Origin of the sequence: Rahnella bruchi (genome assembly GCF_003614975.1) — a bacterium.
GTDB classification, from domain to species: Bacteria; Pseudomonadota; Gammaproteobacteria; order Enterobacterales; family Enterobacteriaceae; genus Rahnella; species Rahnella bruchi.
The window spans coordinates 462140-479409 of the sequence record NZ_QZWI01000001.1; the positions used below are offsets into that span (position 1 = coordinate 462140).

The 17270-nt window shown below is 55.4% G+C and carries 18 protein-coding genes and 1 pseudogene; 12 read left to right on the top strand and 7 right to left on the bottom strand.

From position 1 onward, the window contains the following. Positions 1-17: 17 nt before the first annotated feature. A complete protein-coding gene (locus tag D5398_RS02250; protein ID WP_120506662.1) occupies positions 18-587 on the bottom strand; it encodes a helix-turn-helix domain-containing protein in 570 nt (189 codons plus the stop codon). A gap of 180 nt (positions 588-767) precedes the next feature. On the opposite strand from D5398_RS02250, the gene D5398_RS02255 reads away from it, so the two are divergent. The 9 genes from D5398_RS02255 to D5398_RS02295 are packed head-to-tail and all read left to right on the top strand — an operon-like array spanning position 768 to position 7678. Then, on the top strand, positions 768-1619 hold the full coding sequence (locus D5398_RS02255; protein WP_120506663.1) for a MerR family transcriptional regulator: 852 nt from the start codon (positions 768-770) through the stop codon (positions 1617-1619). Next, the gene (locus D5398_RS02260) at positions 1619-2071 is read left to right on the top strand and encodes a nuclear transport factor 2 family protein (RefSeq protein WP_120506154.1); all 453 of its coding nucleotides are present in this window, start codon (positions 1619-1621) and stop codon (positions 2069-2071) included. The genes D5398_RS02255 and D5398_RS02260 overlap by 1 nt, the downstream gene beginning before the upstream one ends. Beyond that, complete coding sequence (locus D5398_RS02265; protein WP_120506155.1) at positions 2071-2787, top strand: SDR family NAD(P)-dependent oxidoreductase; 717 nt, start codon at positions 2071-2073, stop codon at positions 2785-2787. The genes D5398_RS02260 and D5398_RS02265 overlap by 1 nt, the downstream gene beginning before the upstream one ends. 1 nt (position 2788) lies before the next feature. Beyond that, the gene (locus D5398_RS02270) at positions 2789-4147 is read left to right on the top strand and encodes an NAD(P)/FAD-dependent oxidoreductase (RefSeq protein ID WP_120506156.1); all 1359 of its coding nucleotides are present in this window, start codon (positions 2789-2791) and stop codon (positions 4145-4147) included. After that, positions 4144-4860 carry a DUF1365 domain-containing protein gene (locus D5398_RS02275; RefSeq protein WP_120506157.1) on the top strand — a complete coding sequence of 239 codons (717 nt, stop codon included), beginning with the start codon at positions 4144-4146 and terminating at the stop codon, positions 4858-4860. The genes D5398_RS02270 and D5398_RS02275 overlap by 4 nt, the downstream gene beginning before the upstream one ends. Before the next feature lie 2 nt (positions 4861-4862). Next, a complete protein-coding gene (locus D5398_RS02280) occupies positions 4863-6095 on the top strand; it encodes an SAM-dependent methyltransferase (RefSeq protein WP_120506158.1) in 1233 nt (410 codons plus the stop codon). Beyond that, positions 6092-6595, top strand: coding sequence for a DUF2878 domain-containing protein (locus D5398_RS02285; protein WP_120506159.1), 504 nt, complete (start codon positions 6092-6094; stop codon positions 6593-6595). Before D5398_RS02280 ends, D5398_RS02285 begins: the two co-directional genes overlap by 4 nt. After that, positions 6592-7119, top strand: a complete 528-nt coding sequence (locus tag D5398_RS02290) for a hypothetical protein (RefSeq protein ID WP_120506160.1) — start codon at positions 6592-6594, stop codon at positions 7117-7119. Before D5398_RS02285 ends, D5398_RS02290 begins: the two co-directional genes overlap by 4 nt. Positions 7120-7141: 22 nt before the next feature. After that, on the top strand, positions 7142-7678 hold the full coding sequence (locus D5398_RS02295; RefSeq protein WP_120506161.1) for a DUF3833 domain-containing protein: 537 nt from the start codon (positions 7142-7144) through the stop codon (positions 7676-7678). A gap of 42 nt (positions 7679-7720) precedes the next feature. Here the strand turns inward: D5398_RS02295 and yedA are convergent, their stop codons facing one another. Further along, positions 7721-8638, bottom strand: a complete 918-nt coding sequence (gene yedA, locus D5398_RS02300; RefSeq protein WP_120506162.1) for a drug/metabolite exporter YedA — start codon at positions 8636-8638, stop codon at positions 7721-7723. 224 nt (positions 8639-8862) lie between these two features. Between yedA and D5398_RS25800 the strand changes: the two are divergent. Beyond that, a pseudogene (locus tag D5398_RS25800) lies at positions 8863-8964 on the top strand (hypothetical protein); the annotation flags it as partial. Between the two features lie 63 nt (positions 8965-9027). On the opposite strand, the gene D5398_RS02305 reads toward D5398_RS25800, so the two are convergent. Genes D5398_RS02305 through osmF form a run of 4 tightly spaced genes read right to left on the bottom strand, consistent with a single transcriptional unit; the run spans position 9028 to position 12892 of the window. Next, positions 9028-9786: an ABC transporter permease gene (locus D5398_RS02305; RefSeq protein WP_120506163.1), complete on the bottom strand. Its 759-nt coding sequence runs from the start codon at positions 9784-9786 to the stop codon at positions 9028-9030. Further along, a complete protein-coding gene (locus D5398_RS02310) occupies positions 9783-10727 on the bottom strand; it encodes an ABC transporter ATP-binding protein (protein ID WP_120506164.1) in 945 nt (314 codons plus the stop codon). Before D5398_RS02310 ends, D5398_RS02305 begins: the two co-directional genes overlap by 4 nt. Continuing rightward, positions 10724-11893, bottom strand: coding sequence for an ABC transporter permease (locus tag D5398_RS02315; RefSeq protein ID WP_120506165.1), 1170 nt, complete (start codon positions 11891-11893; stop codon positions 10724-10726). The genes D5398_RS02310 and D5398_RS02315 overlap by 4 nt, the downstream gene beginning before the upstream one ends. A gap of 60 nt (positions 11894-11953) precedes the next feature. After that, positions 11954-12892 (bottom strand): glycine betaine ABC transporter substrate-binding protein OsmF, encoded by a 939-nt coding sequence (gene osmF / locus D5398_RS02320; RefSeq protein ID WP_120506166.1) that lies wholly within the window; start codon positions 12890-12892, stop codon positions 11954-11956. 235 nt (positions 12893-13127) lie between these two features. Here osmF and D5398_RS02325 point away from each other — a divergent pair, with 235 nt between their 5' ends. Both D5398_RS02325 and D5398_RS02330 read left to right on the top strand, forming a co-directional pair. After that, positions 13128-14192, top strand: a complete 1065-nt coding sequence (locus tag D5398_RS02325; protein ID WP_120506167.1) for an NAD(P)-dependent alcohol dehydrogenase — start codon at positions 13128-13130, stop codon at positions 14190-14192. Positions 14193-14307: 115 nt separating this feature from the next. After that, a complete protein-coding gene (locus D5398_RS02330; protein WP_120506664.1) occupies positions 14308-15801 on the top strand; it encodes an MFS transporter in 1494 nt (497 codons plus the stop codon). A 236-nt stretch (positions 15802-16037) separates the two neighbouring features. On the opposite strand, the gene D5398_RS02335 is transcribed toward D5398_RS02330, so the two are convergent. After that, entirely contained in the window at positions 16038-17144 is a 1107-nt protein-coding gene (locus D5398_RS02335; protein ID WP_120506168.1) for a suppressor of fused domain protein, read from the bottom strand. Positions 17145-17270 lie beyond the last annotated feature (126 nt).

A 17270-nucleotide genomic window follows, 5' to 3' on the forward strand; every position in this document is an offset into this window, starting at 1 on the left:
CCCCTTCTTATCAGACATTAAGGACGTGAAATAACGATGGCGTAACGGGCATCCTGCGGGCCGGGTACGTGGAAAGAGGAAGTGCCGTGCAGATGAAAACGCAGGCAGTCGCCCGCCTCGAGCCGGTAACAGCGACCATCAAGCGTAAATTCCAGTACACCTTCCAGCATCCAGAGGTGTTGCTCGAGGCCGTCCACCGGCGGGGAATCATAGGAAATAGTCGCACCTGATTTCAGCAAACCAGAAATCAGTTCTGCGCGAAAACCGGGAGCAGGCGCGGAAACCGAACGGCGCTCAAAACCGGTTTCACGATCATGCCAGACCGGCTGCTGTGCGCTGCGGATCAGCTCCGGCGGGTTATCTTCCAGCGCCATCAGCAGGCGGGAAGTGGTCAGACCGTAGGCCGCGCTCAGTTTGCCGAGCAAAGAGGCGGTCGGGCTGGTTTCTGCTCGTTCAATGCGTGAAAGCGTGGCGCGGCTGATACCGGTCTGTTGCGCCAGTTGTTCCAGCGACCAGCCCTGCCCGATTCGCAATTGTGCCAGACGCTCAGCCAGACGCAGATCGTCGTTATCCTGCCCTTCTTCCATTTTCATACTCTGTCATGAATTCTCAATATCGGGAAAATATCTCTTATCAGGGAATTAAACAAGTTAAAATAATGTAATAAGTGAGTATTAGTTAAGTTGTACAAAAATAATAAAGTTGTACAGCTTTGCGATCTGGCGCTAGAGTTAACTTTAGTTAGCAGGAAAATTTTGGAAATCATTATGTCTCTTTACAGCATCGGCGAAGTCGCACGAATTTGTGGTATCAACCCGGTCACGCTGCGTGCCTGGCAGCGCCGTTACGGCCTGCTGAAGCCTCAGCGAACCGAAGGCGGCCATCGTCTGTTTAATGATGATGACCTTGATACTATCCGCACTATTTTGGGCTGGATTAATCGTGGGATCCCGGTCGGTCAGGTGAAATCTCTGCTCGAGGGGAAAGTCGATGCGCTGCCGGGCGGCTGGTCGCAGTCAGAACATCGTTTACTGACCGCATTGCAGGAAGGCCGCAGCAATAAAGTGCGCCAGTTAATCATGGAACTGGGCCGCGAATATCCGGCGGTATCGTTTGTAAATAACGTGCTCCGACCATTGCGCTCTCGTCTGAGTGCCGGGGATCCGCGCCTGCTGATGTTACGCAGCCAGCTCGACGGGCTGATCATCGAGCACGCGGTCATGTGCATGGGTGCCGCCCGAAAACGTCCCGGCAATCCGGCGACGCTGGTCGGCTGGGGACATCTGGACAGCACCGAACTGTGGCTCGAAGCCATTGTGCGTTGTGAGGAAGGGATGCAGGTCGAAATCATGCCCGTACCGCTCGATGACCCGCATCTGGAAAACCTCAGCGGTTCCCAAATCCTGTTATGGGCGGAAGGCAAGCTGACGCAAATTCAGCGCCAGCGCTTGCTCAACTGGGTGGAACAGGGATTGTCGATCCTTCTTCTGGGCAGCGCCGCCCTGCTGCTGGGCTCACAGGAGAGCGAAAACGAAAACGATAATGTCGAAAAACTTCACGGTGCAGGCGCACCTCCTGTTCTTCAGATAGTGCCAGTGCGTAATGAAAGGAAAAAATAATGATCAAACATTTTCCTGAACCCGCGATGCCCGCTGATGTTCTGACCCGGCTTTGCGAATTTTACAGCCACCTGGATGTGAGCCAGCTGCCGCAGCTTTCACGGATTTACCATCCGCATGTGGTGTTTATCGATCCGGTTTCGCATTACGACGGCGTCGATGCGCTCGAACGTTATTTCGCCCAGCTGCTTAAAAAAGTGAATTACTGCCGGTTTGAAATTCAGCCTCCGCTGACCAATGGCGCTGAAGCGTCACTGTTCTGGCGGATGGAGTTTTCGCATCCGGCCCTGAAAAAAGGTCAGGCCATGTTTCTCAATGGCGCCAGCCATTTGCGTCTGACCGACAACCGGATTGCCTATCAGCGCGATTATTACGATCTCGGTGCCATGCTGTATGAGCATGTTCCGGTTCTCGGCGGCGCTGTCCGCGCGGTTAAAGCCAGGCTGAAATAATGCATCGCGTCCTGATCACCGGTGCCAGTTCGGGTATCGGAAAACAGCTGGCTCAGGACTATGCCGCAGAAGGTTGGGAAGTCATCGCCTGCGGGCGTGACGGTGAAAAACTCAATGCGGTGGCCGCCGCCAGTCCGCTGATTACCCCGCTGCGTTTTGATATCACCGATTTATCAGAAACCCGTCAGGCTTTGCAGGGCACGCAGGCCGATCTGGTGATCCTGTGCGCCGGAACCTGCGAATACCTGGATGACGGCGTAGTCGAGGCAGAAAAAGTGGCCCGCGTGATGAACACCAATTTCATCGGCCCGGTCAATTGTCTTGATGCCCTGTTACCCCGCCTCGCTCCCGGCAGTCGCGTAGCGCTGGTCGGTTCCACTGCCTGGCTTTTACCTTTTTCACGCAGTGAAGCCTACGGCGCATCGAAAGCCGCGCTGGCCTTTTTCGCACGCTCTCTGGCAGTAGATCTGGCCAAACGTCAGATCCACGTTTCCCTGATCCAGCCGGGATTTGTCGAAACACCCCTGACGGCACGCAATGATTTTCCGATGCCAATGATGGTGACCGCGGCGCAGGCTTCAAAACACATCCGTAAAAAACTGGCGCACGGAGCCAGTGAAATTGCCTTCCCTCCTCTTTTTGCCCGCTTGCTGAAAACCGCCGCGCTGCTGCCGGTAGGTCTGCAAAAATGGTTATGCCGGAAAATGGTGAAATAAAATGACGACTAAAGTGGCTATCGTGGGCAGCGGAATTTCAGGGCTGAGCTGTGCGTGGATGCTGGCAAAAAATCAGCCGGACTGCGAAATTACCGTCTTTGAAGCGTCTTCAACGTTAGGCGGACACACCGCCACGCAGGACGTAATTTCTGACGGTCAGGAATACGCCATCGATACCGGTTTTATTGTCTATAACTCACGCACGTACCCGCATTTTATCGCCCTGCTCAAAGACCTGGGCATTGAAGGCCAGCCGACGGAAATGAGCTTTTCTGTGCGTAATCCGCTCAGCAAACTCGAATACAACGGACATTCCCTCAACAGCCTGTTTGCTCAGCGGCGTAACCTGTTCAGGCCGCGCTTCTGGCGGTTTATTCTCGAAATTTTGCGCTTTAACAAACTGTGTAAAGCGCGCCTGCTCAATCCGCATAACGACGAAGACACGCTGGCCGATTTGCTCGATCAAAACGGATTTTCGCCGTTCTTCGCCCTGCATTATGTGCTGCCGATGGGCGCGGCGATCTGGTCATCTTCGCTCGGCGATATGGCGAATTTTCCACTGTCGATGTTTCTGCGTTTCTTCAACAATCACGGGCTGCTGGATGTGACGAACCGTCCCCAGTGGATGGTGGTGCCGGGAGGTTCGCGCGAATATATCCGCCGGATGCAGGAGAAATTGCCCGTCAGCGTAAAACTGCTGACCAGCACGCCGGTCACTCACGTTGTCCGCACGCCGTGCGGCGTGACACTGCATTCTGAGTGCGGCGAAGAGCGGTTTGATCAGGTGGTTTTCGCCTGCCATTCCGATCAGGCGTTGAACATTCTTGGCCAGAATGCCACGGACGCAGAGAAAAGCATTCTCGGCGCGCTGCCCTATCAGGCCAACGACGTCATTTTGCATACCGATACTCATCTTTTGCCGCGCGAAAAACGCGCCTGGGCCAGCTGGAATTATCAGTTGCCCAATACGCTCTGTCTGGCGGATCGCGGTGATTTTCGCGACAGCAATCCGGCGCACAGCCGCCGTGCCAGCGTAACCTATAACATGAATATGTTGCAGGGGCTGAACGCGCCGCAGACCTTTTGTGTTTCCCTTAATCCGCTGACGCCCATAGATGAGGGCAAAATTTTGTTCCGCGCCACTTATATGCATCCGGTTCTGAATCTGGCCAGCCATCATGCGCAGCAGGAACGTTATCGGATCAACGGCCAGCACAACACCTGGTATTGCGGCGCGTACTGGTACAACGGTTTTCATGAAGATGGCGTTAACAGCGCGCGCGACGTGGCGGAACAACTAAGCCTGCGGTTATTCAGTTTGCAGGCCGAACGCGGGCAGGAAAAACGGGAGGCGTCATGAACAGCCAGCTCTATGTTGGCACCGTGCGCCACCGGCGGTTTACGCCGGTTGAACACCGTTTTGACTACGACATTTTCATGCCGCTGATTGATCTTGATGAGCTGGATGCGCTGCCCGCGCTGGGTATCCGGCTGGAAAAATTTTCCCCGGCAAGTTTTCGCCGCAAAGATTATCTCGGCGGCGGTGACATCAAAACCAAGGCACAGGCGAGAATCGCTGAGCTGACCGGAGAACGTCCCGAAGGGCGCGTGATGCTGCTCTGCCAGCTGTGTTATTTCGGCTGCTATTTCAATCCGGTGAACTTCTACTACCTTTATGATCAGAGCGGAATTCTGCGCTGGATGCTGGCTGAGGTGCGCAATACGCCCTGGAATGAACGCCACACCTACGCGGTCCTCCCTGACGGCTCACAACCGGTACCAAAAGCCTTTCATGTGTCGCCCTTCAATCCGATGGACATGGTCTATCACTGGCGTCTGACACCCCCGGGAAAACAGTTACACATCACTATCGAAAATCACCGCAAAGAACGGGAATTCGATGCTGCCCTTTCTCTGACTGCTCGCCCGCTGACACGCGCGGCGCTGCGCCAGCAATTGTGGCGGCTGCCCCTGATGACCGCAAAAACCGCGCTGACCATATACTGGCAGGCGCTGAAACTGTGGCTGAAACGGGCACCCATTTATTCTCATCCTCCCGTTGATAAGGACTGACCATGAGCCAACCTGAAGTGCAGCTCGCCCGTGACGGGGCGAACAACAGGCGCAGCAAAGCCGCACGCGCACTGATCCTGAGCGTGCTCAAGCAACTTAAAGGGGCCGGTCTGACCCTGCGGGAACCGGGCGAAGACGCCATTTTTTTTGGTGATCACACAGCACCTTTGCAGGGCGAAATCGAAGTTCAACATCTGCGCGCTTACCGCCGGGTTTTACTGGGCGGCAGCATTGCGGCGGGTGAAAGTTTTATTGACGGCGACTGGACCACGCCGAACCTGACGACGGTGTTACAACTGCTGGCGGAAAACCTGAAACTGGTGGATAAACTCGAAGCGCGTCTGAGCTGGCTCAGTACACCCGCCAATAATCTGATCCACTTTTTCCGCCGCAACAGCCCTGCTCAGGCGCGAAAAAATATCTCCGCCCATTACGATCTGGGCAACGATTTTTATCAGGGTTTTCTCGATGAGAAAATGCTCTACTCCTCCGCCTGGTATCAGGAACCGCAAATGACGCTGGAACAGGCGCAGGAAGCCAAAATGCGCCGTCTGTGTGAACAGTTGCAACTGCATGCGGGGGATCATCTGCTGGAAATCGGCACCGGCTGGGGCGCGATGGCAGAATTTGCCGCGCGCGAATACGGCTGTCAGGTGACGACGACCACTATTTCCCGCGAGCAGTACCGTTTTGCCTGCGAGCGTATTGAAAAAGCCGGGCTGAGCGACCGCGTGACCGTCTTGTGCGAGGACTACCGCTCGCTGCGCGGACAGTTCGACAAACTGGTGTCGATTGAGATGATTGAAGCGGTGGGTAAGCGTTATCTCTCGACCTTTTTCAAACGCTGTAACGCGCTGCTTAAACCTCAGGGACGGATGGCAATTCAGGCAATTACCATTGCCGACCAGCGTTACGCGTCTTACAGCCGCAAAGTCGATTTTATCCAGCGTTATGTGTTTCCCGGTGGTTTCCTGCCCTCCATCACCGCGATGAATGACACCATGACGCGCTGCACCAGTCTGGTGGTTCGCGATTTATTTGATATCGGATCCGACTACGCCCGCACCCTGCATGAATGGCGCGAGCGCGTGCAGCGTTACTGGAATGCACAAACCGGCGAAGGACAGGACGAGCATTTCCGCCGCCTGTGGCTGTTTTATCTGTGCTATTGCGAGGCCGGTTTCCGCGCCCGTACCATCAGCACCGTGCAACTGACTGCCGAGCGACGCGGATGACGTCCCTGCGCTTCTGGCTGCTGGCAGCAGGCTTCGACGTCTGGTGGACGCTGGCAGTCTGGGGGCGCGAACGGTTTATTCTTTTTCTGCTGATCAGCAGTTTTTTGATGCTGGCATTCACCCCGTCGCGCCGCCGCTTGTGGGTGGCCGTGGCCTGTACGCTGGGCATTATGATGGATTCCATGTGGTGCATTCTGGGTCTGTTTGAATTCACCGATTCCGCCGCCGTGCCGCCGTGGATGATGGCGCTGTGGCTGGGTTTCAGTGCCTGGTGGCTGTGGCTGCTGGGAGTTTTACGGATGAAAGTGTACTGGCTGATCCCGCTCGGTGCCGTCAGCGGCCCGTTGGCTTATTTTATCGGGATGCATCTTGGCGCGATGCAACTTCAGGCCACCCCGTGGCATGTCTGGCCGCTGCTGGCTGCTGGCTGGGCGCTGTTTTTACCGCTGATCAGCCTGCCGGTTCTGCTCAGCCAAAATCCCCTGCGGAGAAGCAGATGAAATCACTCTTAACCGCCGCGCTGATGCTGATATTTTCCTCGCCGCTATTCGCTGCTGTACCGTGGGAACACTGGAAACCCGTCGGACACGCCACGCTCAGCTGGGGGCCGTTCGAGGTTTACAACTCGCAGTTGCTGACCCCTGACGGTAAATATCAGCCCCAAAAATGGCCGCTGGCTTTAGACATTGATTACCTGCGCAGTATTGATCGCGCGGAACTGACCAAAGCGACCGAAGAACAGTGGCAGACTCTCGGACTGCTGGCCGAGGCACAGAAAAATGGCTGGCTGGAAGCCGTTAAAGACACCTGGCCGGACGTCAGTAATGGCAGTGAAATTATTTTTGTCGCCACAGAAAAAGGCGGGCAGTTTTACAGCCGTGCGGCCAACAGCGTGATGATCAATCCGGCAGGCAAAGCATTCAGCCCGGCTTTCCGGGACGCGTTTCTGGCCATCTGGCTCTCTCCTGAAACGCAATATCCGAATTTACGCAGCAAACTGACCGGTGCCACCGCATCGGATTGACATCCCTCTGAACGGAGGTTTTATGACTGTTTTCCATAAAGGTTTTTTCGCGTTACTGATGGGCTGCGTTCTGATCCTCAGCGGCTGCAAAGCCAACATTGAGGATTACGCCCAGACTCAGCCGAAACTGGATATTTTCACCTGGTTTGCCGGTGACAGTGTGGCGTACGGCATGGTGCAGGATCACAGCAATAAACAGACGCGACGTTTTACCGCGAAAATCCGTGGCGATGTGGCGGGCGATACGCTGACGCTGCATGAAGATTTTGTCTATGACGACGGCGAGAAACAAACCCGCGTCTGGCACATCCGTAAACTCGCCGACGGCAGCTATACCGGAACGGCGGGCGATATTATCGGTACCGCGACCGGCCATTCCGCGGGTAACGCGTTTAACTGGAAATACGTGATGGATGTGAAATCAGGCGGCAGCACCTACCGCCTGACCTTCGATGACTGGATTTATCAGCAGGACGAACAGCACCTGTTCAACGTGACCTCGCTGACAAAATTCGGCGTGGAAGTCGCGCGCGTATCGATTTTCTTTGAGAAGAAGTGAGGCACGCTCTGTCTGCTCCCTCTCCTGCGAAGGGGAGGAGTCTTAAACCTTCACTTCTTTAATCACCGATTTCTTACGCCCGAAGACAAATTTCCCCAGCGTGACCAGCAGAACTGCGCAGAGGATCACGCCTAACGCGACCCACTCGACCGGGGAAAGGGATTCACCTGCGAAGCTGATGCCCAGAAGAACGGCGACAATCGGGTTCACATAGGCATAACTGGTGGCGACGGCGGGACGCACGGTTTTCAGCAAAAACATATACGCGCTGATGGCGATCATCGAGCCAAAGACCACCAGATAGCCGAGTGCCAGAAAACCGTGCAGCGATGGCGTTGCGGTCAGATGTTCGCCGGTGACGCGGCTGGCAACCAGCAGCACCACTCCGGCGATAATCATTTCAGCTGCACCGGCCATCAGGCCAGCTGGCAGCGGCAGACGCGAACTCCATACCGAACCGAATGCCCAGCTTAATGACGCGAGCAGAATAAGCGCCGCGCCCCACGGATTACCTTCCAGATTGCTGCCAGTGTTAAGCAACACAATCCCGAACAGGCCGATGGCGACACCGGTCCATTCCAGACGGCTGTTAGGCATGCCCCACAGACGACTGAAGCACAGGGTAAATAGCGGAACGGTTGCGACCATTACGGCGGCAATGCCTGACGGTACCTGCATATGTTCCGCCACCGTCACCAGACCATTACCGACCGACAGCAGTAAAATGCCAACGGCACCGGCGGCCATCCACTGCTTCAGCGTGGGGACTTTATGCCCGCGCAGCAGCAAAAACGTAAACAGAATACATCCGGCGACGAAGAAACGCAGACCAGCCATCATCAGCGGTGGCCAGCTTTCCACACCGACGCGGATAACGAAATACGTAGAACCCCAGATAAAATACAGTGCAAACAGTGCGGCAATTAATGGCAGCAAAGAACGGGTAGCGGAACCAGTCATAGGAAGAACTTATTAGCGTGATAATGAAGGCCAACAGTTAACGCTATTGGCCTGATTTCCGGCAAGTGAATCTGTGCGATCGCGTCAAAATGTTGCTAAAAAGTTTCTGCATATGACAAAAAACTCGCCGACGGCAACGATAATGTAGTCACAGCATGAATAGTCTGTTGCAGGGGTAACGAAACGATTTATAATTCGTCGTTCAAATTTCTGAGGTATTGCACATGAATTCGCTTGGCAAAAAATTATTTATCGCGCTGTTTGGTCTGATGGCGATTGGCGCAATTGGTGGCGTGATGGTGGCCGGTTATGCGGTGGTGATTCAGGACGACGTTAAATCAGCCAGCGATAACGACGCCCCTTCCGTCGTCCCGGCACCGTCTTCTGCATCAACGAACTGATCCGTCCGCTGACCGCTGTTGCCAGCGTTGTAACCACAGGCTCCAGCGTTCAAACAGCATATCCACGCAAATCGCCAGCAGCGCAACAATCACCGCGCCCTGCAGGACGTACGCCGTATTAAAGCCACTCAGGCCGATAATAATCGGTGAACCCAGGCTTAACGTGCCGACCGACGAGGCGATCGCAGCCGTCCCGATATTGATAATCACCGACGTACGGATGCCGGAAATAATCACCGGTGCGGCCAGCGGAACTTCCACTTTCCGCAACATCTGCCAGCGGCTCATGCCGACGCCCTGCGCAATCTCACGTGCCGACGCAGGCACTGATTCAATCCCCGCAATGGTTCCCTGCAAAATGGGCAGCAAGCCGTAAAGTACCAGCGCAATAATCGCGGGTTTCTCGCTGAATCCCATCACAGGAACGGCTACGGCCAGTACAGCGACAGGCGGGAAGGTCTGCCCCATTGCCACCAGCGTTTCAACCAGCGAGCGGAATTCTTTGCCCGCCGGACGCGTCACACTGACACCTGCCGCGACACCAATCACCACCGCAATCAGGCTGGAAATACCGACCAGTAACAGATGCGCTTCCACCAGCGAGGCGAAACTTTCCTGCTGATATACCGGCCTGCTGAGCTCAGGGAACATCCAGTGAAACAGACCGCCGAGCGAGGTCATGCCGAAAATTAGCGCCAGTAGCAAAGCGAATAACCAAATCAGCGGATCTGCAAACACCCGTTTCATGCGCCGTTCCTCTCTGTAGTCAGGTCAGCGAAATGCAATACACCGACCGGCTGGCCCTGTTCATCAATCACCGGCAATTGCTGAACCTGATGAGCGACAAATTTTGACAGTGCCTGACTCAGGCTCATGGAATCGGTCAGCGGCGGCTGGCTGCCGGAATATGCCTCGCCGCGCCGAGTCAGCGAACCCACTTCGCGCAGTGAAAGCAGACGTATCCCCATGTCGCTGCCACCGAAGAAATCGCGCACAAACGGCGTCGCCGGTTGGGTCAGCAATTCCAGCGGTGTGCCCTGCTGCACCACTTGTCCGTCGTTAAGCAGCACGATGCGGTCAGCCAGCGCCAGTGCTTCGTCGATGTCGTGCGTCACCAGCACAATGGTGCGGTGAGTGATTTTATGAATGCGCGCGACTTCTTCCTGCAAGGTGGCACGGGTCACCGGATCGAGCGCGCCGAACGGTTCGTCCATCAGCAACACTTCCGGGTCTGATGCCAGCGCACGCGCCACGCCGACGCGCTGCTGTTGTCCGCCGGACAGCTGATGCGGATAACGATGGCGGAACTGTTTCGGATCCAGATTGAGCAGTTCAAGCAACTCAGTCACACGGTCACGGATTTTTGCCTTCGGCCATTTCAGCAGCTGCGGCACGGTGGCGATGTTTTCTTCCACCGTCCAGTGCGGGAACAGGCCAATCGACTGAATGGCGTACCCCATCCGGCGGCGCAAATCCTGCGCACGGAATTTTTCTATCGGTTCACCGGCAAACAGAATCTCTCCGCGATCGTGCTCCACCAGCCGGTTGATCATTTTAAGCGTGGTGGATTTTCCCGAACCGGATGTGCCGATCAGAACCGTGAACTCGCCTTTAGCCATTTCCAGCGTGAGATCGCGCACGACCGCTTTTCCGGCAAAGTGTTTGCTAACCTGCTTGAAATGAATCATCTGCGTGTGGTTTCCAGAATTGATACTGCAAATTTAAAGAGACTGTCGACGACCACCGCCATCAGTACCGCCGGGATCACGCCGAGTAATACCAGATCCAGCGCACTGCTCAGCAATCCCTGGAACATGATGGCGCCCAGCCCGCCCGCACCAATCAGCGCCGCCACCATCGCCATGCCGACCGTTTGTACCGCCACAATGCGCACGCCGGTCAGGACAACCGGCAAGGCAATCGGCATCTGCACACGTAAAAAGACCTGCGCGCGGTTCATGCCCATGCCACGTGCGGATTCAATCACCGCTTCCGGCACCGATTCCAGTCCGGCAATCACACCGCGTACCAGCGGCAGCAGCGAATAAAGCACCAGCGCGATAATTGCCGGAGCCAGTCCGATACCGCTGATGCCATGCTCCGCCAGCCACGGCAGCGATTTTGCCAGCCCGGCCAGAGGGGCAAGCAGCAGACCAAACAGCGCTATCGACGGCACGGTCTGAATAATGTTCAGCACGGATAATACCGGCCCGCGCCAGCGGGGTTTGCGGTGACACAGCAAACCGACCGGCAGGCCAATCAATACCGCAGGCACCAGCGTGCCAAACAAAATACCCAGATGCTGCCACAGCGCGTCGTTAAACACGTCGGAACGGTTGTCGTATTCTTTGAGCAGCGAAAGTTCGGCAAGCTGACCGTACGCCAGCAGCAGCACCACCGGCACGATCATCTGCACATTAAGCAAAATGCGCAGGCTGTGATTGCGGGTAAAACGGGAAATAGCGTCGGAGGCGATCAGCAGACAAAGCGCGGCACCCGCCCAAAAACCACCGCCGAGTGAGGTACGCGCGATACTGTCTTCATCGCCCCCCGTCAGTTGTAATGCGCTGTGCCCCGCCAGCCAGACCAAGGCGGTCAGCAGGATTTCCGCCAGCAACATCACCACTAAATGATTGCGGCCATAGAGATTGAGAAAGGCGCAGACCAGCAGCAAAACGGCAGGCAACAGCAGTAACGCAGAATAGCCATTCAGCAGGCTCGCCAGCGAAATACCTTTGCCAGACACCAGCCTGTTAGGCGCATGGCTGACGAAGGCCAGTCCGAAACCGGCCAGCAACAGCAACAAAACCAGCGTCAGCAGAACGCGGTTTTTAACGGGTGAGTGATAAGTCAAAACATTACCTGATATCAGAGAGCACGACCCAAGGGCCGTGCTCCGGGCGTCACTGCCCGGTTATTTTTTAACGAAACCTTTTTCCTGCAAATACTTCGCCGCCACTTTTTTCGCATCCTGACCATCAACCGCGATTTTCGCGTTCAGACCCTGCAATGTTTTGGTGTCGAGTGAAGCAAATACCGGTTTAAGCAAATCAGGAATGTTCGGATGCGCTTTCAGAGCCGCCTCGCGGATGATTGGCGCAGGCGCATAAATCGGTTGCACGCCTTTCGGATCTTCCAGCGTTTGCAGGCCAAGCGCCGCGACCGGGCCGTCTGTACCGTAGGCCATCGCCGCGTTCACATCAGAGGTTTTTTCCGCTGCCGCTTTGATGGTCACCGCCGTATCACCGCCTGCCAGCGACAGCAACTGCGCCTGATTCAGTTTGAAACCGTAGGCATTTTCAAACGCCGGTAAAGCATCCGGACGCTCGATAAACTCTGCCGAGGCCGCCAGTTTGAACTCGCCGCCGCTGCTGATGAATTTGCCCAAATCACCCAGTGATTTCAGGTTGTGCGCACTGGCCACGTCCTGACGCACCGCGATAGTCCAGGTATTGTTCGCCGGAGACGGATTCAGCCAGACAATTTTGTTCTGGTCGTAATCCAGCTTTTTGACTTTATCGAAACCGGCCTGCGCATTTTTCCACGCCGGATCTTTATCGTCGGAGAAGAAGAACGCGCCGTTACCGGTGTATTCCGGATAGATATCGATTTCACCGGCGGTGATCGCACCGCGCACCACTTTCGTCGTTCCCAGCTGCAATTTATTGGTGGTATGAATACCGTTGGCTTCCAGCACCTGAATAATGATGTTACCGAGCAGCGAACCTTCGGTATCAATTTTTGAGCCCACACGTACGGCATCATCAGCGGCCTGTGCGCTGAAACTTAATGCGGAAACCAGCGCCAGCGCTGCCACTGAAAATCCCCGTACTTGCCCGGTTGTTACAGTCATGTTCTATCCTCTTATCGGGTTATGTTGGTTTTTGTCGCCCGGCGACTGCTCTGTCTTTCTGCTTTCATCTGAATAAACAAGCTGCTAACAAGAATAGTCCAATTTCGCGCAGGGGAATGGATGGTGAACCATAAAAGCAGGAGGCGGTAGCAGAGTAAAATGCCGAAATGTTCGAAGCTTATCCGCGAAATCGCGGAGACGCCGCCGTCCGTGATCCTTTTAAAAGGAGTATCAGATGTCAGTTCAACATCCGCAGAGAACGCATCCCCGCGTGATCCGTGCCGCTGTCGCATGCAGCGATCACCAGCTGAAATTCGAGAAAATCAGTCTGGCCGCGCCACGACGCAATGAAGTGGGCGTGCGCATTGTTGCCTGCGGAATTTGTCACACCGATCTTGGTTTTATCTCGCCGGGCGCAGTTTTAGGCCACGAGGGTGCGGGGATTGTCGATCAGGTTGGCAGCGCGGTTAAAAACGTGAAACCGGGCGATCACGTGGCGCTGTCATTTCAGTCCTGCGGCCAGTGTGATGCCTGTTCAGCGCATCGTCCGGTAGATTGTGAGCACTTTTCTACACTCAATTTCGGCTTCTCACGTCTCGACGGCAGCAGTGCCTATCCGCAAGGAATTGACGGCCATTTCTTCGGCCAGTCGTCGTTTGCCAGTTACGCGCTGGTGACAGAACAGAATCTGGTGAAGGTCGATAAATCCCTGCCGCTGGCAACCCTCGCGCCGCTCGGCTGCGGCCTGCAAACCGGTGCGGGTACGGTAATGAATACGCTGAAGGTGAAACAAGGCGACCGCCTGCTGGTTATCGGCACCGGCGCGGTCGGCATGGCGGCGGTGATGGCGGCGAAAATTGCCGGAGCAAAAGAGATCATCGCGCTCGACCAGCATCAGCACCGGTTAGATTTGGCGCAGGAACTGGGTGCAACCGAAGCCCTGAAAACCGGTAGGGAGCGCAATCTGCAAGGTCAGCTCGATTACGTCATCGACACGGCGGGCGTTTCATCACTGGATAAACTCGGGCAGGACGCGCTAAAAGACGGCGGCGTAATGGTCCGCCTGACCGGTGCGGGCGGCGCAACGCTCCCGCGTCGGCGAAAAATCCTCAGTGTTATCCAGGGTGATTCGGTGGCGCAGGAATTCATCCCAAAAATGATTTCGTTGTGGCAGTCAGGCAGTTTTCCCTTTGACCGGTTGCTGCATTTTTACGACTTTGAAGAGATTAATCAGGCCATTGAAGATACCCGCAGCGGCAAGGTGATCAAGGCTGTTTTATGCTGGCCGCAGGCATCTTAGATCACTTTGTTTTAACTTATAGCCATTTGTTTTTACTCAACCTCTAATCAGGACTTGTGACGGGCATCACCTCGCCTCTATGCTGGTTTTTTTGTCAAAAAGCGTAAACACAACAATGTCTGATTCATTTGCGGCCTCTCCCGCCGCCTCTTCAGGGGACTACAGCCCAGATTCTGCGTCTGGCAAACCGGTGGTGATTCGTTCCGCTGCCGATATAACTCAGTTAGTGAACCGCGGCGCTGCGAAAATCAGCGACGCACGCATCGTGATTGCTATCGCACTGGGCGGCGTTTTCCTCGACGCCTATGACCTCGGCGCGCTGGCTTTCGGGATGAAAGATATCACCCGCCAGTTTGGTCTGACACCTTCCGGCGCAGGCTTTGTGGCTTCCGCCATCACCTTCGGAGCGATTGTCGGCGCACTCTTTGGCGGCTATCTGACCGACAAAATTGGCCGTTACCGCGTATTCATGGCCGACATGTTCTTCTTCGTGATCGCCGCACTGGCCTGCGCCTTTGCGCCGAACGAATGGGTGCTCGGCGGCTCGCGTTTCGTGATGGGATTAGGCGTCGGCATCGATTTACCCGTCGCGATGGCGTTTCTGGCGGAGTTTTCAAAACTTCAGGGGCGCGGCAATAAAGCCTCTCGCGTGGCGATGTGGTGCCCGACATGGTACGCGGCGATCAGCGTTTCTTATTTACTGGTTCTGCTGCTTTATGCAGTGCTGCCTGCCACGCATACCGACTGGTTGTGGCGTCTTATCCTCGGTTTCGGCGCGGTTCCGGCGATTCTTATCATCGCTATCCGCCACCGTTATATGAACGAATCACCAGTCTGGGCGGCGAATCAGGGCGACCTGCAAAGTGCGGCGGCGATCCTGCGTAAGTCTTACAACATCAATGCGGTTGTTGCCGACGATGCGGATAAAACGCCGCAGGTAAAAGTGCGCAAAGCCGCATGGCGCAACTACGGCACGTTGTTGCAGGGCATTTATCTGCGCCGCACTGTACTGGCGACTGTTACTGCCGTAGCTTCATCCTTTGCCTATAACGCCGTGGCATTTGGCCTGCCGGTTATCTTATCCAGTTTCCTGCAACAGTCGATGATCAGCACCATTTTGTTCTCGCTTGGTCTGAATCTGTGCTTCGCCTTCGTTGGCGGTCTGATTGCGGTACGGTATGTGTCGAAATTTGGCGCGTGGAAAATGACCTACGCCGGTTATGCTTGCCAGCTGGTGGCGATGATCGGCCTCGCGCTGGTTGGCCGTCCGGCAGATGGCGGCGAAGCGGCGATTTCCATCGGCATGCTGGCGTTATTCCTGTTCGGTCAGGGCTTCGGTCCGGGTTCGCACACCATGACATTTGCCTCACTGAGCTATCCGACGTCACTACGCGGCATGGGTGTCGGCTTCAACCAGACGCTGATGCGCACCAGCTCAACCCTTTCCCTGTTCCTGTTCCCGGTACTTTCCGCCGCACTCGGCACCGGCGTGTTCTGGGTGATCGCGTTAGCGCCACTGGCAGGCCTTATCGTGCTGACAGCGGTACGGTGGGAACCGTCGGGATATGATGTGGATGCAGAGGATTTTAATGCCGAAGCCGGGCATTAAGACGGCTTTTTCAACATGCGCTCCGTTCAGCAAGATTCCTGAATCGCCCGCACGATCTGTAATTCAAAACAATTCGGCTTTTCGTATCAAAATCAGTGAGGAAGACGTGGAGATCCCAAAGAGGGCTCGTCATAGCCCTCTTTGGTCGGTTTCGGCACGAGTAGCCAAATGAGCGCAGTTATTGAGAAACCGAAATTCACTCGTTCTGAAGAAACTGCCCGATGTCCGGTCTGACATCAAATCACCGCGCTTCTCGGCGCAAACACAAACCCGATGTCGTTCTCGATCATCGCGGCGACCAGTTCAAATCCCCCATTCGGTTTCGCCTGCGCAAACTCCAGCTCGCTGGTAAACACCGGGCTTACCCAGAACTGATTCACCGGATCACCGTAAATTTTTGGCAGACGCATTTTGTCCGCAGGGCCACAGAGCGCGGAGGAAATCACGTGACCTTCGAAACCGAGGGGTGCCATCGGCGACATCAGCGTATGGCCTTCGCCCAGCCAGCTGAGCGTGGTCCAGGGAACCTGCGCATAGCCGGACAGCGCGCTCGCCATCTGCACGGCGTTTTCTTCAGTGACGTATTCTTTGCCGACCGAAAATGCCAGTTCGATGCGGCGGTGCTTTTCCGCATCATCGTTGAACACAATATCGATTTGCGGCATCGGGCGGATGCTCATGCCGACGGTGAAGAAGTAATAATTTTCTTCATCTTCGTGCTGGGAAATCGCCATCGGCGGCCAGCTGCCCTGATTGATCAGATAATATTTCAGCGACGGGCCAAAACGGTCTTCGTAGGATTCCAGCAGCTTGCGCTGAATTTTCGGCCACGGATTGGTGAATTCATTTTGCCAGTCACGCCAGAACAGACGTGTTTTTTCAGCCAGTTCACATTGGGTATTAGTCGAGGCAGATCCCAGCGGGAAAGTCAGCGGATTCTGTTTGATGCAGCCTGCGGAATAACACACCGAATGGTCGATATACAAACTCCAGCCGGGGATCACCGCCAGCAACAATCCCTGATACCACAATGCCGCGCCGTCATCGCTTTCATTCCACAGGATCTGAATTTGTGCCGGATCCAGCGGTGCTTCGCCTTCCAGGTTGCGGCAATATTGCGCCGCCAGCATCGGGGCAATCCCCTGCTCCATCGCGTCGGTATCATCGTTCACCGGCGCGGGCACCAGATTGCGAACCCAGCAGGCGCGCATTTTCGGAAAGCGGTCGCGCAAATCTTCGCGGGCGAAGATGTAGAAATACACCACGCGGTTGTCCTGCTCGACCAGCGCGGTCAGGGTTTGTTTGTCGTTACTGACTTCAGCAACAATGTCGGACTGGCGCATATGACCTCAACAATATTAGGAAGCTTATTATTCCCTGTGATGGTCAGTGTAGAACGGATAAGCCAGCCCGATAACGGGCAATATTCCCAAAAATCCCCGATAAATCATTAAAACACGCGCTTTTTT